Origin of the sequence: Pseudomonas putida NBRC 14164, from assembly GCF_000412675.1 — a bacterium.
Lineage (GTDB): Bacteria > Pseudomonadota > Gammaproteobacteria > Pseudomonadales > Pseudomonadaceae > Aquipseudomonas > Aquipseudomonas putida.
Genome location: NC_021505.1, coordinates 1,296,555 through 1,320,904 on the forward strand (window position 1 = coordinate 1,296,555; position 24,350 = coordinate 1,320,904).

Annotated in this window: 20 protein-coding genes and 3 tRNA genes; 11 read left to right on the plus strand and 12 right to left on the minus strand. The window is 63.6% G+C overall.

Features of this window, described 5'->3' with window-relative positions; translation table 11 throughout:
- Nucleotides 1–467: 467 nt before the first annotated feature.
- Nucleotides 468–1,166, plus strand: a complete 699-nt coding sequence (locus tag PP4_RS05710; protein ID WP_016498295.1) for a response regulator transcription factor — start codon at nt 468–470, stop codon at nt 1,164–1,166.
- Complete coding sequence (locus PP4_RS05715) at nt 1,163–2,770, plus strand: ATP-binding protein (protein WP_016498296.1); 1,608 nt, start codon at nt 1,163–1,165, stop codon at nt 2,768–2,770. Before PP4_RS05710 ends, PP4_RS05715 begins: the two co-directional genes overlap by 4 nt.
- 3 nt (nt 2,771–2,773) lie before the next feature.
- Here PP4_RS05715 and PP4_RS05720 read toward each other — a convergent pair whose 3' ends face one another.
- Complete coding sequence (locus PP4_RS05720) at nt 2,774–3,475, minus strand: 4'-phosphopantetheinyl transferase family protein (protein WP_041167612.1); 702 nt, start codon at nt 3,473–3,475, stop codon at nt 2,774–2,776.
- Between the two features lie 174 nt (nt 3,476–3,649).
- Nucleotides 3,650–4,441, minus strand: a complete 792-nt coding sequence (locus PP4_RS05725) for a dienelactone hydrolase family protein (RefSeq protein WP_016498298.1) — start codon at nt 4,439–4,441, stop codon at nt 3,650–3,652.
- A 129-nt stretch (nt 4,442–4,570) separates the two neighbouring features.
- On the opposite strand from PP4_RS05725, the gene PP4_RS05730 reads away from it, so the two are divergent.
- The 4 genes from PP4_RS05730 (at nt 4,571) to PP4_RS05745 (ending at nt 9,068) form a co-directional block, all read left to right on the plus strand.
- The gene (locus PP4_RS05730) at nt 4,571–5,176 is read left to right on the plus strand and encodes an outer membrane beta-barrel protein (RefSeq protein WP_016488681.1); all 606 of its coding nucleotides are present in this window, start codon (nt 4,571–4,573) and stop codon (nt 5,174–5,176) included.
- A 196-nt stretch (nt 5,177–5,372) separates the two neighbouring features.
- On the plus strand, nt 5,373–6,050 hold the full coding sequence (locus PP4_RS05735; RefSeq protein WP_016498299.1) for a response regulator: 678 nt from the start codon (nt 5,373–5,375) through the stop codon (nt 6,048–6,050).
- Complete coding sequence (locus tag PP4_RS05740) at nt 6,047–7,393, plus strand: ATP-binding protein (RefSeq protein ID WP_016498300.1); 1,347 nt, start codon at nt 6,047–6,049, stop codon at nt 7,391–7,393. Before PP4_RS05735 ends, PP4_RS05740 begins: the two co-directional genes overlap by 4 nt.
- Before the next feature lie 352 nt (nt 7,394–7,745).
- Nucleotides 7,746–9,068 carry a dicarboxylate/amino acid:cation symporter gene (locus PP4_RS05745; protein WP_016488678.1) on the plus strand — a complete coding sequence of 441 codons (1,323 nt, stop codon included), beginning with the start codon at nt 7,746–7,748 and terminating at the stop codon, nt 9,066–9,068.
- Between the two features lie 74 nt (nt 9,069–9,142).
- Here the strand turns inward: PP4_RS05745 and tsaA are convergent, their stop codons facing one another.
- From tsaA to PP4_RS05765, 4 genes are all read right to left on the minus strand, one after another.
- A complete protein-coding gene (gene tsaA, locus PP4_RS05750) occupies nt 9,143–9,835 on the minus strand; it encodes a tRNA (N6-threonylcarbamoyladenosine(37)-N6)-methyltransferase TrmO (RefSeq protein WP_016498301.1) in 693 nt (230 codons plus the stop codon).
- Between the two features lie 6 nt (nt 9,836–9,841).
- Entirely contained in the window at nt 9,842–10,303 is a 462-nt protein-coding gene (locus tag PP4_RS05755; RefSeq protein ID WP_016498302.1) for a YehS family protein, read from the minus strand.
- A gap of 47 nt (nt 10,304–10,350) precedes the next feature.
- Complete coding sequence (locus tag PP4_RS05760; protein ID WP_016498303.1) at nt 10,351–11,061, minus strand: rRNA pseudouridine synthase; 711 nt, start codon at nt 11,059–11,061, stop codon at nt 10,351–10,353.
- A gap of 77 nt (nt 11,062–11,138) precedes the next feature.
- Nucleotides 11,139–11,591: a GNAT family N-acetyltransferase gene (locus PP4_RS05765; RefSeq protein ID WP_016498304.1), complete on the minus strand. Its 453-nt coding sequence runs from the start codon at nt 11,589–11,591 to the stop codon at nt 11,139–11,141.
- A gap of 197 nt (nt 11,592–11,788) precedes the next feature.
- On the opposite strand from PP4_RS05765, the gene PP4_RS29655 reads away from it, so the two are divergent.
- From PP4_RS29655 to PP4_RS05790, 4 genes are read left to right on the plus strand one after another with little or no spacing between them, the layout of a single operon-like run.
- Nucleotides 11,789–12,433 carry a hypothetical protein gene (locus tag PP4_RS29655; RefSeq protein ID WP_080642761.1) on the plus strand — a complete coding sequence of 215 codons (645 nt, stop codon included), beginning with the start codon at nt 11,789–11,791 and terminating at the stop codon, nt 12,431–12,433.
- Nucleotides 12,434–12,490: 57 nt separating this feature from the next.
- Nucleotides 12,491–13,285 carry a DUF6502 family protein gene (locus PP4_RS05780; protein ID WP_016498307.1) on the plus strand — a complete coding sequence of 265 codons (795 nt, stop codon included), beginning with the start codon at nt 12,491–12,493 and terminating at the stop codon, nt 13,283–13,285.
- Nucleotides 13,282–15,012 (plus strand): DUF5666 domain-containing protein, encoded by a 1,731-nt coding sequence (locus PP4_RS05785; protein WP_016498308.1) that lies wholly within the window; start codon nt 13,282–13,284, stop codon nt 15,010–15,012. Before PP4_RS05780 ends, PP4_RS05785 begins: the two co-directional genes overlap by 4 nt.
- A gap of 54 nt (nt 15,013–15,066) precedes the next feature.
- On the plus strand, nt 15,067–15,816 hold the full coding sequence (locus PP4_RS05790; RefSeq protein WP_041167617.1) for a hypothetical protein: 750 nt from the start codon (nt 15,067–15,069) through the stop codon (nt 15,814–15,816).
- 71 nt (nt 15,817–15,887) lie between these two features.
- Here the strand turns inward: PP4_RS05790 and rimO are convergent, their stop codons facing one another.
- On the minus strand, nt 15,888–17,219 hold the full coding sequence (gene rimO / locus PP4_RS05795) for a 30S ribosomal protein S12 methylthiotransferase RimO (RefSeq protein ID WP_016498310.1): 1,332 nt from the start codon (nt 17,217–17,219) through the stop codon (nt 15,888–15,890).
- Nucleotides 17,220–17,455: 236 nt separating this feature from the next.
- On the opposite strand from rimO, the gene PP4_RS05800 reads away from it, so the two are divergent.
- Nucleotides 17,456–19,366 (plus strand): potassium transporter Kup, encoded by a 1,911-nt coding sequence (locus PP4_RS05800; protein ID WP_016498311.1) that lies wholly within the window; start codon nt 17,456–17,458, stop codon nt 19,364–19,366.
- Nucleotides 19,367–19,500: 134 nt separating this feature from the next.
- On the opposite strand, the gene PP4_RS05805 is transcribed toward PP4_RS05800, so the two are convergent.
- The 5 genes from PP4_RS05805 to PP4_RS05825 all read right to left on the minus strand — a co-directional run bounded on the left by PP4_RS05805 (nt 19,501) and on the right by PP4_RS05825 (nt 24,194).
- On the minus strand, nt 19,501–20,793 hold the full coding sequence (locus PP4_RS05805; protein WP_016498312.1) for a virulence factor family protein: 1,293 nt from the start codon (nt 20,791–20,793) through the stop codon (nt 19,501–19,503).
- Complete coding sequence (gene mprF, locus PP4_RS05810) at nt 20,793–23,435, minus strand: bifunctional lysylphosphatidylglycerol flippase/synthetase MprF (protein WP_016498313.1); 2,643 nt, start codon at nt 23,433–23,435, stop codon at nt 20,793–20,795. Before mprF ends, PP4_RS05805 begins: the two co-directional genes overlap by 1 nt.
- A gap of 261 nt (nt 23,436–23,696) precedes the next feature.
- Nucleotides 23,697–23,773, minus strand: a tRNA-Met gene (locus PP4_RS05815).
- A 133-nt stretch (nt 23,774–23,906) separates the two neighbouring features.
- Nucleotides 23,907–23,983 (minus strand) — tRNA-Met (locus tag PP4_RS05820).
- A 134-nt stretch (nt 23,984–24,117) separates the two neighbouring features.
- Nucleotides 24,118–24,194: transfer RNA gene (locus tag PP4_RS05825), tRNA-Met, on the minus strand.
- Between the last annotated feature and the right edge of the window lie 156 nt (nt 24,195–24,350).

Consider the following 24,350-nt stretch of genomic DNA (forward strand, 5'->3'; position numbering starts at 1 on the left):
TTTTGCGGGTTGACTTTTGTGTGTGATTTTGCACGAACCCCTATATGTAGTGGTTCGCTGCGTTCGGGATACAAGATAATGCGGTATTGGGGGCTTTGCAAGGCGAGCGCCTGTGGATAACGTGTGCGTACTTTGTGAGTGAATGGTGGGTATTCGCTGTAGGCCTTGTGCCAAGTGGTTTGCAGTATTTTTCTGCACCTTGCTGCCCCAGGGCAGTTTTTTTCGGGCGCGAACCCTATCACAAAAAACGGTTCAGTCGAGGGGGCGGCGGGCGGTTTGGCAGCGCCGGAGGTGCTACTGAGTATCCAGAGGGGATGTTGCCTTTTGGTTAAAGGGTTATGTTCTTTGTATCGGCGCCTTCGCAGCACAAGGCTGCTCCTACAGAAGAGCGCCGTATCCTGCAGGAGCAGCCTTGTGCTGCGAAGAGGCCGGTACAGCTAATAAAACAACAAGCAAAGGCAGAGGCCATGGACCACCCCGTACCCCGCATCCTCATTGTCGAAGACGACCAGCGCCTGGCCGAGCTCACCGCCGAGTACCTGCAGGCCAACGGATTCGAGGTCGCGGTGGAGGGGGATGGCGCCCGTGCCGCGCGGCGTATCGTCGACAGCCAGCCCGACCTGGTCATCCTCGACCTCATGCTGCCTGGCGAGGACGGCCTGAGCATCTGCCGCCGGGTGCGCAGCCAGTACCCCGGGCCGATCCTCATGCTCACCGCACGCAGCGACGAACTCGACCAGGTCCAGGGCCTGGACCTGGGTGCCGACGACTACGTCTGCAAACCGGTACGCCCACGCCTGCTGCTGGCGCGTATCCAGGCCCTGCTGCGGCGCAGCGAAGCCGTGGACAGCAAGCGCCAGGAGGTGACCTTTGGCGAACTGCGTATCGACAACCGACTGCGCGAGGCGCGCCTGGGCGAACAGCTGATCGAGCTGACCGGCGCCGAATTCGACCTGCTCTGGCTGCTGGCCAGCAACGCCGGCCGGGTACTGACCCGCGAACAGATCTTCACCGCTTTGCGTGGCGTGGGCTACGACGGCCAGGACCGCTCCATCGACATCCGTATCTCGAAAATCCGCCCCAAGATCGGCGATGACCCGCTTCAGCCACGGCTGATCAAGACCCTGCGCAGCAAGGGGTACCTGTTTGTCGGCGAAGCGCCATGAACAACTCGATCTTTCTGCGTATCTACGGTGGCATGCTGGCTGTGCTGGTGTTGGTGGCGCTGCTCGGCGTGCTCACCCTGCACCTGGTCAACGAAGTGCGCGCCGCCCAGCACCGCGAGGGCCTGGCCCAAGGCACGTTCAGCCTGATGGCTGACAACCTGGCGCAGCAGAATGCAACCGAACGCAAGCGCTCGCTGCTGATCTGGGAGCGATTGCTCGGTGTGCCGCTGGCGCTGCAGCCGATGACTGCGCGCAGCCTCGACGGCGGCCAGCGGGCGCGCCTGTATCGCGGCCTGGTGGTGGTCGAGAAGACGGGCCCGCATGCGGCGCAAGTGCTGCGCAAGGTCGGCCAGGAAGACCTGATGCTGGTGGCGCAGATCAAACAGATAAGCGAGCAACTGGCGCGGGCCACGCTGTATCTGTTGGCTGACGAACTGGTGCGCTACCCGATCACCGAGCAGCAGCAGCGGCTGGCCCAGATCAAGCAGGAGAAGGGCTTTGGCTTTGGCGTCGCGCTGCAGCGCATCGAGCGGGTAAGCCTGGACGATGACCAGCGGCGTCGGGTCGAGGAGGGCGACACGGTCATGGCGCTGGGCAAGGATGGCGACTCGATCCGTGTGTTTGCCGGGCTGGCTGGCTCGCCCTGGGTGCTGGAAATAGGCCCGTTGTACCAGCTCAACCCATATCCGCCGCAGTTGCTGATCCTGATTGCCTTCCTTGGCCTGTGCCTGATCGGCCTGGTGGTCTACCTGCTGGTGCGCCAGCTGGAGCGCCGCGTGTCGGGCCTGGAGATTGCCGCCACACGCATCGCCCAGGGCAGCCTGGACACCCGCGTGCCCGCAGGCGACGCCGACTCGGTAGGGCGGCTGGCCGCCGCCTTCAACGGCATGGCCGAGCACCTGCAGCGCTCGCTGAGCATGCAGCGCGAGCTGGTGCGGGCGGTGTCCCACGAGTTGCGTACGCCGGTTGCGCGCCTGCGCTTTGGCCTGGAGATGATCGAAAGTGCCACCACCGAACAGGCACGGGCCAAGCATCTGGCCGGCATGGACGGGGATATCCAGGACCTCGACAAGCTGGTCGACGAAATGCTGACCTACGCCCGCCTGGAGCAAGGCGCGCCGGCCTTGAAGTTCCAGCGGGTCGACCTGGACGCCTTGCTCGCGCGGGTGATCGAAGAGCTGGCACCGTTGCGTGCCGAGGTGCGGGTAGTGCGCGGCGACTGCCAGGGCGCGGATGCCGAAGGCGCCTGGGTCGAGGCCGAGCCGCGGTACTTGCACCGGGCACTGCAGAACCTGGTCGGCAACGCCATGCGCCATGCCGGTTCTGAGGTGCGCGTGAGTTACCAGTTGGGGCAGCAGCGGTGCCGCATTGATGTCGAAGATGACGGCCCCGGCATCCCCGAGGGCTTCTGGGACCGTATCTTCACCCCGTTCACCCGCCTGGACGACAGCCGCACCCGTGCTTCGGGTGGGCACGGCCTGGGCCTGTCGATCGTGCGGCGAATCATTTACTGGCACACGGGCCGGGCGACGGTGGGGCGCAGCGAAGCGTTGGGTGGCGCCTGCTTCAGCCTGAACTGGCCACGCCAGCAAGCGCCACAGTAAAGGTCAGACGCTGACCAGGCTGAGCAGGTGGCCGTCCTGCAGGCAGAACTGGCCTTGCAACTCGGCGCCTTGGCGCCACTGCGGCGACAGGTCGGTGAGCAGGCGCAGGCGGGCCAGGCCTTCGGTGGACCAGTCCAGCACTTCGGCGTGTTCGAAATAGAAGCGCTGGCGGGTCAGCGGGTAGAGGGTCTTGAACAGGCTTTCCTTCAGCGAGAAGGTCAGGGTGACCGTCAGGCCGAGTTGACGGTGGTCCAGGCGTTCGAGCTCGGGCGGGGTGAGGATTTCGGCCATCAGCCGTTCGGCGCGTTCGTCATCCAGCAAGGCCTCCTGATCCAGGCCCAGGCCCTGGCAACTGCCCTCGGCGGCGACTACGGCGGCGGCCCAGCCTTTGCCGTGGGTGATCGAGCCGCGAACGCCCGCCGGCCAGATCGGCGAGCGGTCCTCATGGGTGCCGGGCACGTAGTCGCGACCGTCCAGGCGCTGCAGCGCCGCGCGCGCGCATACGCGACCGGCCAGGTACTCAGCCTGGCGCTTGGCCACCGAGCGCTGCAGGCTGGCACTGGGCACGACGCCAGCGCGCTGGAAGTCGTCGGGTGCCAGGTGGGCAGGGTCGAAGGCGCAACTGACCAGCACCGCGCCGGGCAGCGGGCGAGGCAAGGGCCAGTGGTGCTGGAGCGGGGCGCAGCAGGCGGGGAGAGTGTTCATGGCGCTATTGTGCCAGCCGCAGCGGCGGTGTGGGAGGTGGGATTGCTGGGGCTGCGTTGCAGCCCATCGCCGGCAAGCCAGCTCCCACAGGTGTTGCGCAGGGCTTGAGGTTTGCGCTGTGCTTGTGGGGGCTGGCTTGTCGGTGATGGGCCGCACAGCGGCCCCCGACAATCCTTATTTGAACACCTGCTTGAAGAACGCCTGCATATCCGCCCAGGAACTCTCGTCCGCCGCCTTGTTATAGCCAATGTCCGGCCCCCCATGTTCGCCATGGCTCAGCCGGTCAGCATCGGGGTTGGTAAACCCATGCTTGGCGCCGTCAATGCTGACGAACTGATAGTTGACCTTGGCCGCATCCATTTCCGCCTTGAACGCGTCCACCTGCTGCGGGGTGACCATGCTGTCCGCAGCGCCATGTTCAACCAGGATGTCCGCACGTACTACGCCAGGCTTGGCCGGCGTCTGGGTGGCCAGCGCGCCATGGAAGCTCACCACGCCGTCCAGCTTCTCGCCCCTGCGTGCGGCATCAAGCACCACCTTGCCGCCAAAGCAGTAGCCCACAGCGCCCAGTTGGTGCTTGTTGACGTTCGGCTGCTTTTTCAGCAACTCCAGGCCCGCGTCGAAGCGCGCTGCTGCCGCGGCCGGGTCCTTCATCGCTTCGGCCATGAAAGCCTGGGCATCCTGCGGATGCTCGGTGTGCTTGCCATCGCCATACATGTCGATGGCCAGCGCTTTGTAGCCCAGGGCCGCGAGGTCTCGTGCACGGCGCTTGGCATAGTCGTTCAGGCCCCACCATTCATGCACCACGACGATGCCTGGGCGTTTGTCGTCCAACGCATCGTCGTAGGCGTAGTAGCCGACCAGGCGGTTGCCGTCGGCGTCCTGATAGGGAATTTCACGGGTCACAACCGCCGCTTGGGCGAGGGCGGCGCTGCACATCAGGGTCAGGGCCAGCAGGGCACGCATCTTTACTACTCCTTGTCTTGCAGACAGTTCGTTCAGCCGAGGTTCAGCCAGGGTTCAGTCGCGGTTCAGGGTGCCCTCCTTACTCTAGCTTCCAGACCGAAACAGCGCACCCAACTGGAGTTACCAGCCATGAAAACCTTCAACACCCTGCTTGCCGCCATGGCCGTCTGTGCCGCTGGCATCACCACTGCCCAGGCCGCCGACGACAACTTCGCCAGCCTCACCTACGGCCAGACCAGCGACAAGGTTCGCAAGTCCGGCCTGCTGCAACGCAACACCGACCAGCTCAACGCCGATGGCATCATCGGCAAGGACGACACCTGGGGTGTACGTGTGGGCAAGATCAACGATCAGGGCCGCTACTACATGACCTACGACAACGTCTCGGGTGACCACAGTGGCCTGAAGTTGCGCCAGGAAAACCTGCTGGGCAGCTACGACCTGTTCCTGCCGGTGGGCGATACCACCAAACTGTTCGGCGGTGGCAGCCTGGGCATGACCAAGCTCACCCAGGACTCGCCAGGCGCCAGCCGGGATACCGACTACGGTTATGCCTACGGCCTGCAGGCCGGCGTGATCCAGGACATCACCGACAAGGCTTCGGTGGAACTGGGCTACCGTTACCTGCGCACCAATGCCGCGACCGAAGTGGGCGCGCATGGCGGGCCGAAGGACGGCACCCTGCGTCTGACCAGCAGCGCGCAGACCTATCTGGCAGCGAGCTACAAGTTCTGACCAGCGAGCCGCGTTATCCTGTACCGGCCTCTTCGCGGGCACGCCCGCTCCCACAGGGACTGCACAAACCTCGGAAACCGTGCAGTACCTGTGGCTTCTGCACGTGCTGCACAATTTTCAGAAACTGTGCAGTCTCTGTGGGAGCGGGCGTGCCCGCGAAAGGGCCGGTACAGGCATTACATACAAGGAGCTGCACATGAAACTGCTGGTGGTCGAGGACGAAGCCCTGCTTCGCCATCACCTCTACACCCGCCTGGGCGAAAGCGGCCATGTGGTCGAGGCGGTCGCCGATGCCGAGGAGGCGCTGTACCAGGCCGGGCAGTACCACTTCGACCTCGCCATCATCGACCTGGGCCTGCCCGGTATCAGTGGCCTGGAACTGATCACGCGCCTGCGCAGCCAGGACAAGACTTTCCCCATTCTCATCCTCACCGCCCGCGGCAACTGGCAGGACAAGGTCGAGGGCCTGGCCGCCGGTGCCGACGACTATCTGGTCAAACCGTTCCAGTTCGAAGAGCTCGAAGCGCGGCTGAATGCCCTGTTGCGCCGCTCCAGCGGCTTCACCCAGTCGACCATCGCCGCAGGCCCCTTGGTACTCGACCTCAACCGCAAGCAGGCCACCCTCGACGACCAGCCCCTGGCGCTGACCGCCTACGAGTACCGCATTCTGGAATACCTGATGCGCCATCATCAGCAGGTGGTGGCCAAGGATCGCCTGATGGAGCAGCTGTACCCAGGCGACGAGGAGCGCGACCCCAATGTCATCGAAGTACTGGTCGGCCGCCTGCGCCGCAAGCTTGAGGGCGAGCACGGCTTCAAACCCATCGACACCGTGCGCGGCCTGGGCTACCTGTTCACCGAGCGCTGCCGATGATCCGCTCGCTGCGGGTACGCCTGATGCTGGCCGCAGCAGTACTGGCCTTGCTGTTCATGCTGGCGCTGCTGCCGGCCTTGCAGAAGGCCTTCAGCCTGGCGCTGCAGGAGTCGATCGAGCAGCGCCTGGCTTCGGATGTGACCACGCTGATTTCCGCCGCGCGCATCGAGCATGGTCAGTTGCAGATGCCGGCCCTGCTGCCGGACGAGCGCTATAACCTGCCGTACACGGGCCTGCTCGGTTATATCTTCGACCGCGACGGCAACCTGGTCTGGCAGTCGCGGGCCACCGCCGACCGGCACATCAACTACCGCCCGCGCTACGACGGGCGTGGCAATGAGTTCGCCCGTATTCATCAAGCAGATGGCGAAGAGTTCTTTGTCTACGACGTCGAGGTAAAGCTGCTGGGGGGCCAGAGTGCCGCCTACAGCATTGTCGCCCTGCAGCCGGTGAGCGAGTACAAGGCCACCCTCAACGGCCTGCGCGAGAAGCTCTACCTGGGCTTCGGTGCTGCCTTGCTGGCGCTGATGGTGCTGCTATGGGCTGGCCTGACCTGGGGCCTGCGCTCGTTGCGCCGGCTTAGCCACGAGCTGGATGAAGTGGAGTCGGGCGCGCGCGATGGCCTGAGCGGCGAGCACCCGCGCGAGCTGCTGCGCCTCACCCGTTCGCTCAACCGCCTGTTGCGCAGTGAACGTGAGCAGCGCACGCGCTACCGCGACTCGCTGGACGACCTGGCGCACAGCCTGAAGACGCCGCTGGCGGTGTTGCAAGGCGTGGGCGAAAGCCTGCAGCAGCGCAGCGGTGAGCGCGAGCAGGCGCGGGTGCTGCAAAGCCAGATCGAGCGCATGAGCCAGCAGATCGACTATCAGCTGCAACGCGCCAGCCTGCGCAAGAGCGGCCTGGTGCGCCACAGCGTGAGGCTGCGGCCGTTGCTCGACAGCCTGTGCAGCACCTTGGCCAAGGTGTACCGGGACAAGCGGGTGAACGTGACGCTGGAACTGCCCGATGCGGCGCAGGTGCCGATGGAGCAGGGCGCCTTGCTGGAAATGCTCGGCAACCTGCTGGAAAACGCCTACCGCCTGAGCCTGGGCCAGGTGCGGGTGAGCCTTGAGCAGGCGCCCGGGCAGCTGGCCTTATGTATCGAAGACGATGGGCCGGGGGTGCCGGCCGACCAGCGTGAGCGCATTCTGGAGCGCGGCGAGCGGCTGGACAGCCAGCACCCCGGGCAGGGGATCGGGCTGGCGGTGGTCAAGGACATTGTCGACAGCTATGACGCCGAGCTCAGCCTGGGGGATTCGCCCTTGGGTGGCGCGGCGTTCAGGATCACTTTCCACCTGGACTGATTTGTAGCCTGTACCGGCCCATTCGCGGGTAAACCTGCTCCCACAGGGATCGCCCAGCCTTCGAATGCTGGGCGGATTCCCGCCATCCCCCCTGTACAAAACCCGCCACCGGGCGGAAATCCGCCAGCCTTCCTCAGGCAAATCGCCCTGTCGTTGGGCATTTATCCCTAGCAAACAGGGCCCTTGCACCCTTCATGGGCATTTTGGCACCACCCTTGCTATTGATCTTCGCAGAGGCCTGCCCAGGCAGCTCGAACACAACGACAAATCCCTCCAAGTGCAGGAGGGTTAGCGATTCAGGTGCCCCATCACCCTGGGAAGGGTGAACCGGCACACTTGAGGAAAATGAGCCATGACGACACGTCAGCCGCTGTACAAATCCCTGTATGTCCAGGTGATCGTTGCCATCACCATCGGCATCCTGCTCGGCCACTACTACCCGGAAACGGGCGTCGCCCTCAAACCCTTGGGTGACGGCTTCGTCAAACTGATCAAGATGGTCATTGCCCCGATCATCTTCTGCACCGTGGTCAGCGGCATCGCCGGCATGCAGAGCATGAAGTCGGTCGGCAAGACTGGCGGCTACGCGCTGCTGTACTTTGAAATCGTCTCCACCATCGCCCTGATCATCGGCCTCGTCGTCGTCAACGTGGTCAAGCCGGGCGCTGGCATGCACATCGACGTCAGCACCCTGAACGCCAGCAGCGTGGCCGCCTACGCCGCCGCCGGCGCACAGCAGACCACCGTCGGCTTCCTGCTCAATGTCATCCCCAACACCGTGGTGGGTGCCTTCGCCAACGGCGACATCCTGCAGGTGCTGATGTTCTCGGTGCTGTTCGGCTTTGCCCTGCACCGCCTGGGCAGCTACGGCAAGCCGTTGCTGGACATGATCGACCGCTTCGCCCATGTCATGTTCAACATCATCAACATGATCATGAAGCTGGCCCCGATCGGTGCTTTCGGCGCCATGGCCTTCACCATCGGCCAGTACGGCGTGGGTTCGCTGGTGCAACTGGGCTACCTGATGGCGTGCTTCTACATCACCTGCCTGCTGTTCGTGCTGGTGGTGCTGGGCGGTATCTGCCGCGCCCACGGCTTCAGCGTGCTCAAGCTGATCCGCTATATCCGTGAAGAGCTGCTGATCGTGCTGGGTACTTCCTCCTCGGAATCGGCCCTGCCACGCATGCTGGCCAAGATGGAGCGCCTGGGCGCGAAGAAGTCGGTCGTCGGCCTGGTTATTCCGACCGGTTACTCGTTCAACCTGGACGGCACCTCGATCTACCTGACCATGGCTGCGGTGTTCATCGCCCAGGCCACCGACACCACCATGGACATCACCCACCAGATCACCCTGCTGCTGGTGCTGCTGGTGGCTTCCAAAGGTGCTGCCGGCGTCACCGGTTCGGGCTTCATCGTGCTGGCCGCCACCCTGTCGGCTGTTGGCCACCTGCCGGTAGCTGGCCTGGCGCTGATCCTCGGCATCGACCGCTTCATGTCCGAGGCCCGCGCACTGACCAATCTTGTGGGCAACGCCGTTGCCACCGTGGTCGTGGCCAAGTGGGTCAAGGAAATGGACAACGACAAGCTGGCCTCGGAGCTCGCCTCCGGTGGTGCACCGCTGGTCGATACCCGTCCGACCGATGACCTGGGCGTGGCCGAAGGCCCGGCTCGCTGATCGCGCGGCTATAGAACGAAAGAGGCGACCCTAGGGTCGCCTTTTTCATGTGCGCTATTCGCGTCGGTGCGTGGTCAGGCCAGCACCACCTCCAACACCCGGATCACTTCCGGCTGAGGGTAATGCCACCTCACCTGCACATCCCAGAACTTCACCCCGTACACCCGCTCGGCTGGTGGTACCTGGTAGGCCGGGCGCGGGTCTTGCGCCAGGCATTGTTCGATCAGTTCCACCAGCGGTTCAGCCAGCCGCAGTGCATGCTCGCGGGCCTGGGGCAGGGCGTTTTCGCCCCACTGCACGGCAATCGCGGCGGGCGCTGCGTTGGCCATCTGGTTGCTGGCGTCTGTAATGCAGTCGGCGTACGGCACATACGGCTTGATGTCCAGCACCGGCGTGCCATCGAGCAGGTCGATCCCGGACAGCAACAGGCGCCCGGGCTCCACACCCTCCAGGCGCACTACCGACTGGCCGATGCCGTTTGGCCGGTGGGTAGCACGGGTGGCGAACACCCCCATGCTCTTGTTGCCGCCCAGACGCGGTGGCCGCACTTTCAGGCGCGGCTTGTCCTCGAGGGCCTGGTGAAACAGGAACAGCAGCCAGACATGGCTGACCTGCTCCAGGCCTTCGACCGCATCACCTTGGTCGAACGGCGGCAGCAGTTCGAGCACGCCCCGCGCAGCAGGCGCCAGTTGGGGCTGGCGCGGGATGGCGAATTTCTCCTTGAAGCAGGAGCGGACGATGCCGACGGGTGCAACCGAATGCTGCATGGCCACTTAGCCGCGCACGCGCTGGGTCAGGCCTTTGAGGAAGTTGCGCAGCAACTGGTCGCCGCACGGGCGGTAGTTTTCGTGGCCGGCCTTGCGGAACAGCGCGCTCAGTTCAGGCTTGCTGACCGGGAAATTGACCGACTTGAGGATCACGTGCAGGTCGTCTTCCTTGAGCTCGAAGGCCACCCGCAGCTTCTTGAGGATGAGGTTGTTGGTCACAGGCAGCTCGACCGGCAGTGGCGGGCGGCTGTCGTCCTTGCCACGGCGGTGGATTACCAGGCCATCGAGGAAGTGCGCCATCACCCGATCAGGGCAACGGACGAAGCCTTCCTCTTCTTCTTTCTTCAGGTAAGTGGCCAATACCAAAGGGTTCACCTCGAGGCCGGAAAGCCCGATGATCTCGGCCATCTTGGCGTCGTTCACCTTGAGCATGTAGCGCAGGCTGCGCAGGACGTCGTTGTGGTTCATTGCTGCAGAATCCTGTTCAGGTGCCACGCTTGTGCGTGGCGTATTGCTTAGAAACGTTCGGTAGTTGCCACGTAGCGCCATTGGCCGAGGGGCAACTTGCCCATCGACACACCACCCAGGCGAATGCGTCGCATGCTTACCAGTTCCAGGCGCAGGTAGGCGCACAGCTCGGCGATCTGCCCGGGTTGGGGGTTTTTCAGCACCATGCGCAGGTGGGTCTCGTTCTGCCAACTGGCCTTGGCCTTGGGAAGCTCGCGGTCATTGCGCGTGGCGCCGCGCGCCAGGCGTTCCAGCGCCTGAGGTGTGGTCTCGCCGCGCACTTCGACAATGAACTCCTGCTCCAGGCGACGCAGGTCGGCCTCGATCTTGCGGCTTACCCGCCAGTCCTGGGTGAATACCTGCAGGCCGCTGGCGCCGCGCTCGAGCGGTGCCACGCAGGCCTGGCGGTTAAAGTGCCCATGCAGGGCGCGCACGCCTTCGCGGTGCGCCTCGCTGAGGGTGGCCATGTTCATGCTGGCGCGGGCGCTTTCGCTGTCCATGCCGGCCGCCTGGTTGAGCAGCAGGGTTACCGGCTCCAGCGCTTCGACGCGGGCACCCGGGAGCAGCTCGACGCGCTGGTCCTCTACCTTGAACTGCGGCTGCTCGACCACCACGCCGTCGACCGTGACCCAGCCACCTTCGATATAGAGCTCGGCATCGCGGCGAGAGCAGCCAAGTTGCTCGATAAGGCGTTTGGACAGGCGGACGGGTTCGGACATGACGGCAATTCGCAAAGGCAGGGAAAGGCCAGCATTGTACCTGCCTGAGCGGCAGAGGGGCTGGGAATCTGTGTCATTTACGCCGTTTTGCCAAGGCGCATGTGCAGGAGGGGGTAGGGCTGCCCCAGGCCGTCGGTTTCCGATCGGCCAATTACTTCGAAGCCTTCGTGCAGGTAAAAGCCCAAGGCCTGAGGGTTTTGCTCGTTGACGTCCAGTCGCTCGGCGTTCAGCTCGTCGATGGCATAGTGCAGCAGGCGCTTGCCCACCCCTTTGCCACGGTAGTCCGGTGCAACAAACAGCATGTCCACGCGCCCGTTGGCGACCCCGGCAAAGCCACAGATGCGCTGCCGGTCCCTGCAGCAGATCAGCATCACTGCGTCGAGGTAGCGGCGCAGTACCTGTTCGCGCAGTAAAACAATGTAGCCCTCTGGCAGGAAATCGTGAGTGGCACGTACCGAGTCCTCCCACACCTGCACAAGCTCGCCGTAGTCGCGCAAGTGCGGGGTTTGTAGCGTCAGTAGCGATGGCATGCCGGTGGTCCTCCATGGCGATCAGGAAAACATAGCAGGCCAACCACCGGTCGGCTTGTTCGCGCGCCGCTTGAAGCGCGGGGCGCAGGGGTCTATTAGTTAAGCGTGGGAAAAAATCCCACGCAAAGAACAGAAAACACTGAAAACAAGATTTCTGCTGATTTGGCGTTCTCGTGGCGACGACCTGGAGACGGACTATGCAAATCCACCTGCTGTTCAAGAAGGCTTTACTGGCGGTTGCCGTGGCTGGCGTGCTGTCGACTTCCATTGTTTTGATCCCTGACTCGATTTCTCATGGCTCCAGCGCCTACGCCAAAGATGGTGGTGGTGGTGGTGGTGGTGGTGGTGGTGGTGGCCACGGCGGAGGCGGCGGAAGCGGCGGCGGTGGTGGCGGCCACGGTGGTGGTGGCGGAAGCGGCGGCGGTGGTGGCGGCCACGGTGGCGGCGGCGGAAGCGGTGGTGGAAGTGGCGGCGGTGGTGGCCACGGCAGTGGCGGTGACGGCGGCGGCCATGCCGGCAACAGTGGTAGCGGCCATGGCAACTCCGGCCTGGGCCACGCCGGTGATTCAAACGCTGGGCGCAGCGGCAACCATGCTGAAGCGGGTGACGATCATGGCAATCACGTGGGTGGTGAGCCCGGTGACGATCACGGCAATCACGTTGGCGGTGAGCCCGGTGACGATCATGGCAACCATGTTGGCGGTGAGCCCGGGGATGATCATGGTAATCATGTCGGCGGCGAGCCTGGCGATGATCACGGCAATCACGTTGGTGGTGAACCTGGTGATGATCACGGCAACCATGTGGGTGGCGAACCGGGTGATGACAACAGCAGGAGCTGACAGGCGTTGATCAGCCCAACTCTGCCCCCTTCGATGTTAAGCGCACTGCGGCGTGTCATGCGACCGCTGGTGCGCTTGATGTTGCGCAAAGGGGTTACCTACACGATGTTCGCCGACCTGCTCAAGGAGGTGTTCGTCGACGTGGCCCATCGTGAGTTTCGTCTGGACGGCACCCCGCCCACTGACAGCCGCGTCAGCCTGCTTACAGGCGTGCATCGCAAGGATGTCCGGCGGCTGCGCAGCGAAGGTGGCATGGAACTCGAGGCCTTGCCGGCGAACATCACCCTGGGCGCACAGTTGGTCAATGCATGGACCACCCGCCCGCCGTTCTGCTCGGCACCTGGCCAGGCACTGGCACTGCCGCGTTTGGCAAGTGTGGGTGGCGAGGGCTCATTCGATGCCCTGGTGGCCACGGTCAGCACTGATATCCGCGGGCGTGTGGTGCTGGATGAGTGGTTGCGCCTTGGCATCGTCCGGCTTGATGAGCAGGATCGTGTGCACCTGCAAGCCCAGGCGTTCGTGCCGCAGACAGGTTTCGATGAAAAAGCCGCGTACTTCGGCCACAACCTGCATGACCATGCCAGCGCAGCGGTGCACAACCTCAGTGGCCAAGGCCTGCCGTTCTTCGAGCGCAGTGTGCACTATGATGCTTTGAGCCCGGCCAGCGTCGAGCACGTGCGTGAAGTGGTTGCCAAAGATGGCATGCAGACGCTGCTGGCCTTCAGCCGGCTCGCAGCAGAGCTGGAAAACGTTGATGGGCCCAGCGCGGAGCAACGTCAGCGCATCACTGTCGGGCTTTATTTCTACACTGAAGCTACCGACCCCGAATTGTCCAAGACGCCAGGCCCATGACGCCCCTCACGCGCTGCCTCCGTGCCGTTGCCGTTGCCCTGGTCCTGGGGTTGAACCTGGCGTCGCCTACCGAGGTGGTTGCAGCACCGGTTTGTGTCAGCCGCGACGAAGTGGGCATGGCCGGTGCCACAGGCCTGCAGTTTCCGGGGGGGACAGGCGGTACCGGTGCACGCAGTGAAAACGGTGGTGTCGGCGGCACTGGCGCGCCTCTCCCGCAACGCCCTGGCGGCACCGGCGGCACTGGCGCGGTGGCCGAAGGTGTGGACGGCACCTACTTTGATCACGGTAACGGCGGGGTAGGTGGTACCGGTGCGCCGATCCTGCGCCCAGGCGGTACCGGTGGTACCGGCATCGTCGGCACCATCACCGGGTTTGCTTCGATCTGCGTCAATGGCATGGAAGTGCACTATGGCAAAGACGTGCCGGTGAGTGAAAACGGTGCACCCGCCAGCAGTGCTCACCTGGCGATCGGGCAGGTTGTAGCGGTGGAGGCAATTGCCACCCAGCGTGGTCTCCAGGCAGGGCGTATCTCGATCCTCAACGTCTACGAAGGGCCGCTGACGGCGCTCCCCAATGCATCGGCCCCCCTGCGGGTGATGGGCCAGCCTGTGCGGCTCGCCGCAGGCGCGCGGGTGGCTGAAGGGCTGCGTGCAGGCGAGCCGGTCCGGGTCAGTGGTCTGCGCGATGCCACGGGCGAAGTGGTGGCAACCCGTATCGAACGGGCGCCGGGCCTCAGAGAGGCCAGTGCCATTGGTGCAATCGACCGCCCAGGCAGCCTGCAAGGGTTGACGCTGGGCACCCGCGTAGCCCCCGCGCGCGAAGTGCTGGTGCGCGGTCAGTGGACCGGGCGCCAGCTGGAAGTGGCACAAACCCGTCCAGACCCGAGCCTGCCGTTTGCTGGCCGCGTCCAGCAGGCGGTGGTCGAAGGGTTGGTGCAGCGCGTGCAGGCACGGCAACTGGTGGTCGCGGGCATCAATGTGACGCTGGGGCAGGGCACCGTGGTTGTCGGCAGGCAGCCTGCAGTGTTGGCGCTCGATCAACGCGTTCGGGTCAGCGGCGTGCTCAGTGGTACTCACGAGTTACGGGCCACCCGTGTGGAACTCCAGGATGACCGTGCTGACAACCCGGACCGAGGCCATTCGGGGCACGGCGGCGAGCACGGCAGCAGTGAGTCAGGCGGCTCCGACAATAGCGGCCATGGAACAAGCGAGGCGATCAGTGTTCGCAGCGAAAGCAGTGATGATCACAGTGGGCGCAGTACCGTTGAAGACGCCAGCGGTCACGGCAGGTCTGAAAGCGTGGACAAGTCTGGCAAGTCAGAGCATGTCGAAACCGTGGAGCAGCCCGAGAGCAGCAACAGTGGGAAGGGTGATCGGGTAGAGAAGGTTGAAGTCGAGAAAGTGGAAAAGGTTGAGAAGGCCGAAAAGCCTGAAAAGGTCGAGAAAGTCGAGAAAGTCGAGAAAGTTGAGAAGGTCGAAAAAGTCGAAAAGCCTGAAAAGATCGAAAAGGTCGAAAAGGTCGAAAAGGTCGAAAAGGTCGAAAAGGTCGAAAAAGTCGAAAAAGTCGAAAAAGTCGAAAAAGTCGAAAAAGTCGAAAAGGTAGAGAAAGTAGAAAAGCCTGAAAAGGTCGAGAAGGTGGAAAAAGTCGAGAAAATCGAAACCATCGAAAGGCCGGAAAAGGTAGAGACCGTCGAAAAAGTAGAGCATCCGGAGCGGTCCGGGCGTTAGGCAACTAGGCTGGGGAAGTCCGACCACACTTCCCGAATGGGTACTGAGGTGCAGATGAGACCCGCGCTCCCTCTTTTTGCCTGCCTGCTGTCATGCACCAGTGCGTCGACCATGGCCGATACCTTCAGCACCGCCATCGGCATGGACTATTCAAGTGGCGACTATGGCACAGGTACCACTTCGGAAATCTGGTACGTCCCTGTGGTCGGCAAATATGAAACCGGCCCCATGACCTACAAGGTCACCGTGCCCTGGTTGCGTATCACCAACCCGGAAGTAGGCCCCAATGGTGACCCCCTGCCCGGAGGTTGCCGGGATGAGGAAAGCGGGCTGGGGGACACGGTCGCCAGCGCCGGGTATGCCTTGCTGGATGGCAGTGACGGCGGCCTGATGCTCGACCTGATCGGCAAGGTCAAATTCCCCACCGCCGATGAAGACCAGTGCCTTGGCACCGGTGAATACGACTACACCGCCCAGGTCGACATCACCAAGGGCTTTGGCCCGGTCACCGGCTTCGCGACGTTGGGCTGGAAGAAGTTCGGCGACCCGCCCGACAGCGACTTTGACGACCCGGTATTTATCAGCCTTGGCTTCGCCCTGCCTGTGGCTGCAGGTACTTCCGCGGGCGCCTCCTACGACTGGCGGCAGAAAGTGGTCTCGACTGGTTCGCAGATCAAGGAACTCACCCTGTTCCTGACCCACAAGCTCAACCAGCAATGGAAAGTCCAGCTCTATGCGGTCAAAGGCTTCTCTGATGCCAGCCCGGATGCAGAGGGTGGCCTGATGCTGTTTCACACGTTTTAACGAAAAAAGCCCCTGCGCCGGTCATTCTCGCGGGGAATGCCAGGGCAGGGGCTTTTCAGGTTTCAGCCGTTTTAGATGGGCTCTGCCCACATGTCGTATTCGTCGGCATCCACTACACGGCAACGCACTTTGTCGCCTGGCTTGAAGCCATGGTCGCCATCGATGAACACGCTGCCGTCGATTTCCGGGGCATCGAAGAAGCTGCGGCCAACCGAACCCTGTTCCTCGACTTCGTCGATCAGCACTTCGATTTCCTTGCCGATGCGCAGTTGCAGGCGGGCGGTGCTGATGGCCTGCTGGTGGGCCATGAAGCGGTCCCAGCGCGCTTGCTTGATGTCGTCCGGCACTTCTTCCAGGCCCAGGTCGTTGGACGGGGCGCCTTCTACAGGCGAGTACTGGAAGCAGCCCACACGGTCGAGCTGGGCTTCGGTCAGCCAGTCCAGCAGGTACTGGAAGTCTTCCTCGGTCTCGCCTGGGAAGCCGACAATGAAGGTGGAGCGGATCACCAGCTCAGGGCACTGTTCGCGCCAGTTCTTGATGCGCGCCAGGGTGCGGTCTTCGAAGGCAGGGCGCTTCATCGACTTGAGAACCTTCGGGCTGGCGTGCTGGAACGGGATGTCCAGGTACGGCAGGATCTTGCCGGCGGCCATCAGCGGGATCACGTCGTCGACGTTCGGGTACGGGTACACATAGTGCAGGCGTACCCAGGCACCCAGGCTGCTCAGGGCCTCGCACAGTTCGAGCATGCGGGTCTTGACCGGGCGACCGTTCCAGAAGTCGGTCTTGTACTTGACGTCGACGCCGTAGGCGCTGGTGTCCTGGGAAATCACCAGGATCTCCTTGACCCCGGCCTTGACCAGGCGCTCGGCCTCGCTCAGCACTTCACCCACCGGGCGGCTGACCAGCTTGCCGCGCATCGACGGGATGATGCAGAAGCTGCAGCTGTGGTTGCAGCCTTCGGAAATCTTCAGGTACGCATAGTGGCGCGGGGTCAGCTTGATGCCCTGTGGCGGCACCAGGTCGATCAGTGGGTTGTGGTCCTGGCGTGGCGGTACCACTTCGTGCACGGCGTTGACCACCTGCTCGTACTGCTGTGGGCCGGTGACCGACAGCACGCTGGGGTGCACGTCACGGATGCTGCCTTCCTCGACACCCATGCAGCCGGTGACGATGACCTTGCCGTTTTCCTTGATCGCTTCGCCGATCACTTCCAGCGACTCGGCCTTGGCGCTGTCGATGAAGCCGCAGGTGTTGACCACCACCACGTCGGCGTCCTCGTAGGTGGGCACGACTTCATAGCCTTCCATGCGCAGCTGGGTGAGGATGCGCTCGGAATCGACCAGGGCTTTTGGGCAACCCAGGCTTACGAAACCTACCTTGGGGGTGGCGGGCGTGGTGGACATGACTAACCTCGGTATTGAATGCAGGTCGCCCGGCCGGAATCGCGGGCGATCTTGACGGGCGCTTTTTGGCGCCTCTGATCAAAAAGTGCGCAATTCTAGCGAGCGCAAGGTCGCTTGACCAGCAGAAATACGACGAACGCTGCGCTATGCTTCGCGCCGTTGCGTGAAGGTGCCTTCGGGGGCCTGGCGCGCGAGTGAATACTAAAGGCCGAGATGGCCGTCTGCGGGAGTGGTCGATGGTTCAGGCAAGCAGTCACGCCGAGGGCGGGCACGCGGGGAAGCAGGGGGCGGCGCGGTCGCTGGGCCTGCTCGTGGCGGCGGTCGGGGTGGTTTATGGCGATATTGGCACCAGCCCGTTGTATACCCTCAAGGAAGTCTTCACCGGCGGCTACGGGGTGCCGGTCAACCATGATGGCGTGCTGGGGATCCTGTCGCTGATCCTGTGGTCGCTGTTGTGGGTGGTGTCGTTCAAGTATGTGATGTTCATCCTGCGCGCCGACAACCAGGGCGAGGGTGGCACCATGGCGCTGACCGCGCTGGCGCGGCGGGCTACGGCCGCCTACCCGCGGTTGCGTACGCTGATGGTGATCTGCGGTTTGATCGGCGCTTCGCTGTTCTATGGCGACAGCATGATCACCCCGGCGGTATCGGTGCTCTCGGCCGTGGAGGGCATGGGCCTGGCGTTTGACGGAATCGACCACTGGGTGGTGCCGATTTCGCTGGTGGTGCTGGTGGCGCTGTTCCTGGCGCAGAAGCACGGCACCGAGAAAATCGGCAAGCTGTTCGGCCCGATCATGGTCACCTGGTTCGTGGTGCTGGGCGCATTGGGCGTGCACGGTATCTCACAGAGCCCGGAAGTGCTCAAGGCCTTCAACCCGGGCTGGGCGGTGAACTTCTTCGTGGTTCACCCAGGCATGGGCGTCGCCATCCTCGGTGCCGTGGTGCTGGCGCTGACCGGTGCCGAGGCGCTGTATGCCGACATGGGCCATTTTGGCCGCAAGCCGATCGCCCGGGCCTGGTTCATCCTGGTGCTGCCCGCGTTGGTGCTCAACTATTTCGGCCAGGGTGCACTGCTGCTGCAAAACCCGGAGGCGGCCCGCAACCCCTTCTATCTGCTGGCGCCGAGCTGGGCGCTGCTGCCGTTGGTCGGGTTGGCCACAATGGCCACTGTGATCGCCTCGCAGGCGGTCATTTCCGGGGCCTTTTCCCTGACCCGCCAGGCCATCCAGCTGGGTTACATTCCGCGCATGCAGATCCAGCACACCTCCAGCGACGAGCAGGGGCAGATCTACATTGGCGCCGTGAACTGGACGCTGATGGTGGGCGTGGTGCTGCTGGTGATCGGCTTCGAGTCGTCCGGCGCCCTGGCGGCGGCCTACGGCGTGGCGGTAACCGGCACCATGCTGATGACCACCATTCTGGTGTCGGCGGTGATGCTGCTGTTGTGGAAGTGGCCGCCGGTGCTGGCAGTACCGATCCTGGTGGGCTTCCTGTTTGTGGATGGGCTGTTCTTCGCCGCCAACGTGCCGAAAATCGTCCAAGGCGGTGCCTTCCCGGTGCTGGCTGGCGGTGTGCTGTTCCTGCTGATGAGCACCTGGAAGCGCGGCAAGCAGATCCTGGTGGAGCGCATTGACGAAGGTGCGCTGCCATTGCCGCTGTTCATCAGCAGTATCCGCATTCAGCCGCCGCACCGGGTCGAAGGGACGGCGGTGTTCCTCACTGCCCGGTCGGATGCCGTGCCCCACGCCTTGTTGCACAACATGCTGCATAACCAGGTGCTGCACAGCCAGGTGGTGTTGCTGACTGTGGTCAGCGAGGACCGGCCGCGGGTACCGGAGCAGGAGCGCTTCGAGGTGGAGGCTTATGGTGACGGGTTCTTCCGAGTGCTGTTGCACTTTGGCTTCATGGACGAGCCCGACGTGCCGGCGGCATTGAGGCTGTGCCATCTGGACGATCTGGACTTCACCCCGATGCGCACCACTTACTTCCTCAGCCGCGAGACGGTAATCGCGTCGCGGCTGGAGGGGATGTCGCGCTGGCGGGGCAACCTGTTCGCGTTCTTGCTGAAGAATGCCAACGGGAATCTGCGCTTCTTCAACCTGCCGCTGAACCGGGTGATCGAACTGGGGACCCAGGTCGAGATCTGATTGCCAAGGGCTGCTATGCAGCCCATCGCCGGCAAGCCAGGCTCCCACAGGGAGAGCACAATGGTGGAGATGTGCGCAGTAGATGTGGGAGCCTGGCTTGCCGGCGATGGGCCGCAAAGCGGCCCCAATCATTATCAGTTCTGTTCGGCGACGCTGGACTTGCCCTGGCGTGTCTCGATCTCACCAATCAAGCGCTTGGCCAGCGCCGGGTAGTTCTCATCAAAGTGGTGCCCCCCAGGCAGCTTCAGGCGCTCACCCACCGCGGTCTTTTCGGTGCAACCGCTTTCGTCGGTCTCTTCCACGCCATACACGCACACCACCTTGGCGGCCGGCAGCCTGGCCATTTCCGGACCGGTTGGGGCCTCCTGGCCTTCCTTGCCCAGCCAGCCCTCGACCTCGATCTCGAAGCTGCCGCTGCGGGCAAAGGCCAGCAGCATCACCGCGTCGATGCGTTGCTGGTCCTCCACCGGCAGGCGGTTGTAGATTGCCGGCAGCACATCGGCACCGAACGAATAGCCAGTCAGTACAAAGCGCTTGGTACCCCACTTCTGCCGGTAATGTTGCATCAGCTCGGACAGGTCGGCCGCACTTTGCTCCGGGGTCTTGTGCTGCCAGTAATAGCGCAGGGTGTCGATACCCACCACCGGGTAGCCCAGCTTGGCCATTTCCCCGGCGACATCGCGGTCCAGGTCACGCCAGCCGCCGTCACCGGAGAGGAACAGGGTGACTGTGTCGGTTGTCTGCCCGGCCGGCACTTCTACCACGGGGATAGCCAGGGCGTTGCCATCGTGGCCTACCAGCGCTTGGGTCAGCTGGGCCTTGAGCACTTGTGGCAAGTGGATGTCGTAGTCACTGATGCTGGTTTCGGCATTGGCCTGGTCGCGTACGAACGCGGCACTGGCGTCATCCGGGTTGTCGTTCCAGGCGACGTTCCAGTGGCCATGGGCAGCCGCTTTGGGCAGCGGTGCCTGGCAGCCGGGTTGCTCGACGGTGAAGTCCACGGAAATTGCCCGGGCCTTGTCGTCGTTCTGGCTGGCCAGCCAGCGCCAGGCCTGGGCGGCGCCAGGGCCGATACCAGCGACCAATGTCGGCTTGTCGGACAGCTCGGCCAGGGCCTGGTCCATGACCTGTTGCTGCTTGCTGCAGTCGTTAGGCGGCAAAACCACCTGCACCAGCTGGGCTTCACCGGCCTGGCTCAGGTCGAGCAACTGCTTGTCCGTCAGCGCCTGATCCTGTGGCACACCGATGGCCACCCGGGCCTTGGGGTGCACGCCCGGGGTCACGCGGGTGATGCTGGCGCCATTGCTGCTCAATTGCTCCAGGCGCGCCTCGGGGGCCGGGCGCGTCCACAGCCAGAATGCCAGCACCCCTCCCAGGGCGGCCAGCAGCAGAGGAACCAGCAGGTACAGCCAAAAGCGTCGGGTCATCAACGTTTCACCAATCCAGTCAGGCCGCCTGCAATCAGGGCGGCAGTATCGGCCAGTGCCACAAGCGGGTCGAGCCCGGCCGGCACGGCCATGTAGCGGGGTTCCCAATCCGGTTGGAATTTGTCCTTGAAGCGTCGAAGCCCCTGGAAGTTGTAAAGCTGTTCGCCACGGCGGAACACCATCGAGCCCAGGCGCTGGGTCAGGGGCGCGCCACGCCGCGGCTGCAGGCCTGAAAGCGGCACCATGCCCAGGCTGAAGCGGGAATACTCATGGCTTTTGTAGTGCAGGATCAGGCCGATCATCATGAACTCCATGGTCAGCTTCGGTGCCTCGGGGTGTGCACGCATCAGGTCGAGGCTGGCCAGCTCGTTGCTGTGGGTCTCCAGCAGATTGGCGAACGCCACCGGCCGGCCCTGGAAGCGGATCAGGGCGATGCGGAAATGCTGCAGGTACTCCGGGCTAAAGCGCCCCAGCGAAAAGCCTTTTTCGCGCACGTTTTTACCGTCGAGCCAGGCATCGGAAATTTCCTTCAGCTCTGCCAGCGGGGCGTGGCCAGGTTCGTGAATTTCCAGGCTCAGGCCGTCGCGGCCACCGCGGTTCCACGTGTAGCGCAGGTCCTTCATCTCTTTGCCCTTGGCTTCGAGGTCGAAGCGGCGCAAGTCCACCCGGGCTTCTTCGCCCAGCTTCAGTGCGGTCAGGCCAATGTCCATATAGAACGGCAGGTTTTCGGCGCGCACCTGGTAGAACACTGGCCGGGCGTGGTGCAGGTCGCACAGGTCACGGAACTGCCAGATCATTTCGGCGCGTTCCTGGGCCGGGCCGATCGGGTCGTACAGGGCCACTAGGCTACGGCCGCGACGGGCGTACATAAGGAAGGCATTGTCGCGTGGGTGAAACAGCAACGCCTTGTCGCCGGTCAGGGCCAGGCCGCCGTCGGGCTGGTCGGAGGCCAGCAGGATACGGTTGGCGCGCTGCAGTTCTTCGTCGTCGGGCAGGTGGATCACCGGCGGCGCGGTGCGCAGCAGCCAGGTCAGCGCCAAGGCAGCCAGCAGCAAGGCGCTGCCCATGGCGGCGCGCAGGCCGCGCGGGGCATCAGCGTCGAGGGTGAACTGCCACCACAGCTGATGGCTGTAGGGCACATCCTGGTAGGCAAACAACAACAGCCACACCGATGCGCCGACCGCACAGGCACTGGCCACCAGGAACACTGGCGAAAATGGCAGCTCCAGCAGGCGGCTGGGGCGGTAGAACGAGCGACGGAACAGGGCTAGCAGGGCCGCGGTGAAGGTCAGCAGGCAAGCCTCTTCCCAGTCAAAGCCCTTGAGCAGCGACAGCAGGGCACCGACCAGGAGCAGCACGGTGGTCAGCAGCCAGGCCGCGGACAGCCGCCGGCGCAGGCCTTGGGCCAGCAACAGGCACAGCACGCCGATCAGGCTCGCGCCAAAGTGCGAGGCATCGATCAGCCGGTGCGGCACCAGGAAGCCCATGTGCTCGAGGCGCGTGTCGATCTCGGGCGTGACGCCGGAAAACAGCAGCACCACCCCAGACAGGAATACCATTATCGACAGGATGGGGGCGGCCATCCCGGAGGCGGCCTTGATGGCCTGCTGGGCGAACAGCAGGCGCCGGGCTTCATTGGCCAGCAGCAGTACGCAGGCCAGCAGCAGGGGCAGCACCACATAGATCAGCCGGTACAGCAGCAGGGCGGCCGCCAGCGGCGCGGCACCCAGCTGGTCGGCAAAGGCCGCCAGCAGGATGGCTTCGAACACCCCGACGCCGCCCGGTACGTGGCTGAGCACGCCTGCGGCCAGGGCCAGCAGGTACACCAGCACAAACGCGCCAAAGGGTGGTGCTTCAGGCAGCAGCAGATACAGTACGGTGGCGGCCGCTGCCACATCCAGCGCGGTAATCAGCAATTGCAGGGCGGCCAGGCGCCCGCCCGGCAGCCGCAGTGTACGGCGGCCCAGTTGCACCAGCAGGTTATTGGCCAGCGGTTGTTCGGCCAAGCGCCGGCGGTACAGGCCGAACACCAGCAGGGCGGACGCCACCAGCACGGCGGCGGCGATACCTGCCAGCAGGCCAGGCGCCAACCCCAGTGCGGTCGAGGCTGCCGGCAGGTCGCTCAAGGTTGCCAAGGCGGCGAGGGGGGGCAGCGCGCAGCCCAGCGACAGGCTGGCAAACACGGTCATGCGTGCGACTTCGCCAGCGCCCAGCCCCTGGCGTGCATACAGGCGGTAGCGCACCGAGCCACCCGAAAGCATCGACAGCCCGATGGCGTTGCCAATGGCAAAGGCGCTGAAGCCGCCAAGCACCAGGCTGCGTGCCGGCAGTTTCACGCCGGCATAGCGGCTGGCCGACCACTCGTAACCCAGCAGGATCACGAAGCCGATTACGGTCGCCAGCAATGCACCCAGCACTGACTGGGCCGGTACGCTGAGCATGGCATCGTGCAAGGCATAGATGTCCAGCTCGCTCAGCAGGTGGCGGCAGGCAATCAACGCCATGGTGAACAGCACCAGGGTCACTGCCAGGCCGATGGGCTGGCGGTAGCGGCTCACGCGTTCGAGCAAGGGCAGACGCTGCACGGCACCGGGTAGCGCCGAGGCCAGTGGCACCGGAGGTTCGGGGTTGTGAGAAGTCATGGGTTGCCTCGGGCATGCAGCGCGAGGTTGAGGGGAGGTACGGCCAAGTTAAAGTCCCTTAAGAAAACGTATCCAATGTTACTCCGGCCTCAGGCGCTTTCAGCGGCTTGGCAGGGTTAAAGATAGTTCATCCTGGGCACGATGCCTCAAGCCTGCGTGTTGGCTGGAGGGCGGGGAAAATTGATGCGACGAAAAGCAGGAAGGGCAGAAGCAACAAACCCCGCGCTGCTGTTAAACAGGCGGGGTTTGTTCTGACGAATATGGTTGCGGGAGCCGGATTTGAACCGACGACCTTCGGGTTATGAGCCCGACGAGCTACCAGGCTGCTCCATCCCGCGTCAGTGGGGCGGATTCTACAGCGTGTGGTTTGTATGTCAAGCGCTAAGCTTTGATTTGTCGATGTTTTTCCGATGGCAGTTTCAGTGGACAAAGAAAAAGGCCACTGCGTTAACAGTGGCCTTTTCTTGAACTTGGTTGCGGGAGCCGGATTTGAACCGACGACCTTCGGGTTATGAGCCCGACGAGCTACCAGACTGCTCCATCCCGCGTCTGTGGGGCGCATTCTACAGTTTGCTGAGGGTGTGTCAAGCGCTAAGCTTTGATTTATCAAAGGTTTTTCGGTTTTACTTTTTCGAAGGCAAAGAAAAAGGCCACTGTATGAACAGTGGCCTTTTCTTGAATCTGGTTGCGGGAGCCGGATTTGAACCGACGACCTTCGGGTTATGAGCCCGACGAGCTACCAGGCTGCTCCATCCCGCGCCTGTGAGATCGAATTCTACGGATTTACGCCACAGTGTCAAGCAGTTTCATTGAAAAACCCTTTTTTGTTCAAACCCTTAGCGCTCGTCAGCAGCAAGCGGCTCAGGCGTGACGGGGCTTTCAGGCAGATTGTCGGGTGATGCAGCGGGTGAGGTG

Bases quoted from the DNA above. Each gene is read 5' to 3' on its own strand.
- rimO (WP_016498310.1), bottom strand. From the start codon at position 17,219: ATGTCCACCACGCCCGCCACCCCCAAGGTAGGTTTCGTAAGCCTGGGT.
- PP4_RS05735 (WP_016498299.1), top strand. From the start codon at position 5,373: ATGAAACTGCTGGTGGTCGAGGACGAAGCCCTGCTTCGCCATCACCTC.
- PP4_RS05715 (WP_016498296.1), top strand. From the start codon at position 1,163: ATGAACAACTCGATCTTTCTGCGTATCTACGGTGGCATGCTGGCTGTG.
- mprF (WP_016498313.1), bottom strand. From the start codon at position 23,435: ATGACTTCTCACAACCCCGAACCTCCGGTGCCACTGGCCTCGGCGCTA.
- PP4_RS05805 (WP_016498312.1), bottom strand. From the start codon at position 20,793: ATGACCCGACGCTTTTGGCTGTACCTGCTGGTTCCTCTGCTGCTGGCC.
- PP4_RS05765 (WP_016498304.1), bottom strand. From the start codon at position 11,591: ATGCCATCGCTACTGACGCTACAAACCCCGCACTTGCGCGACTACGGC.
- PP4_RS05760 (WP_016498303.1), bottom strand. From the start codon at position 11,061: ATGTCCGAACCCGTCCGCCTGTCCAAACGCCTTATCGAGCAACTTGGC.
- PP4_RS29655 (WP_080642761.1), top strand. From the start codon at position 11,789: ATGCAAATCCACCTGCTGTTCAAGAAGGCTTTACTGGCGGTTGCCGTG.
- PP4_RS05720 (WP_041167612.1), bottom strand. From the start codon at position 3,475: ATGAACACTCTCCCCGCCTGCTGCGCCCCGCTCCAGCACCACTGGCCC.
- PP4_RS05785 (WP_016498308.1), top strand. From the start codon at position 13,282: ATGACGCCCCTCACGCGCTGCCTCCGTGCCGTTGCCGTTGCCCTGGTC.
- PP4_RS05780 (WP_016498307.1), top strand. From the start codon at position 12,491: ATGCGACCGCTGGTGCGCTTGATGTTGCGCAAAGGGGTTACCTACACG.
- PP4_RS05740 (WP_016498300.1), top strand. From the start codon at position 6,047: ATGATCCGCTCGCTGCGGGTACGCCTGATGCTGGCCGCAGCAGTACTG.
- PP4_RS05790 (WP_041167617.1), top strand. From the start codon at position 15,067: ATGAGACCCGCGCTCCCTCTTTTTGCCTGCCTGCTGTCATGCACCAGT.
- PP4_RS05800 (WP_016498311.1), top strand. From the start codon at position 17,456: ATGGTTCAGGCAAGCAGTCACGCCGAGGGCGGGCACGCGGGGAAGCAG.
- PP4_RS05755 (WP_016498302.1), bottom strand. From the start codon at position 10,303: ATGAACCACAACGACGTCCTGCGCAGCCTGCGCTACATGCTCAAGGTG.
- PP4_RS05745 (WP_016488678.1), top strand. From the start codon at position 7,746: ATGACGACACGTCAGCCGCTGTACAAATCCCTGTATGTCCAGGTGATC.
- PP4_RS05725 (WP_016498298.1), bottom strand. From the start codon at position 4,441: ATGCGTGCCCTGCTGGCCCTGACCCTGATGTGCAGCGCCGCCCTCGCC.
- PP4_RS05730 (WP_016488681.1), top strand. From the start codon at position 4,571: ATGAAAACCTTCAACACCCTGCTTGCCGCCATGGCCGTCTGTGCCGCT.
- tsaA (WP_016498301.1), bottom strand. From the start codon at position 9,835: ATGCAGCATTCGGTTGCACCCGTCGGCATCGTCCGCTCCTGCTTCAAG.
- PP4_RS05710 (WP_016498295.1), top strand. From the start codon at position 468: ATGGACCACCCCGTACCCCGCATCCTCATTGTCGAAGACGACCAGCGC.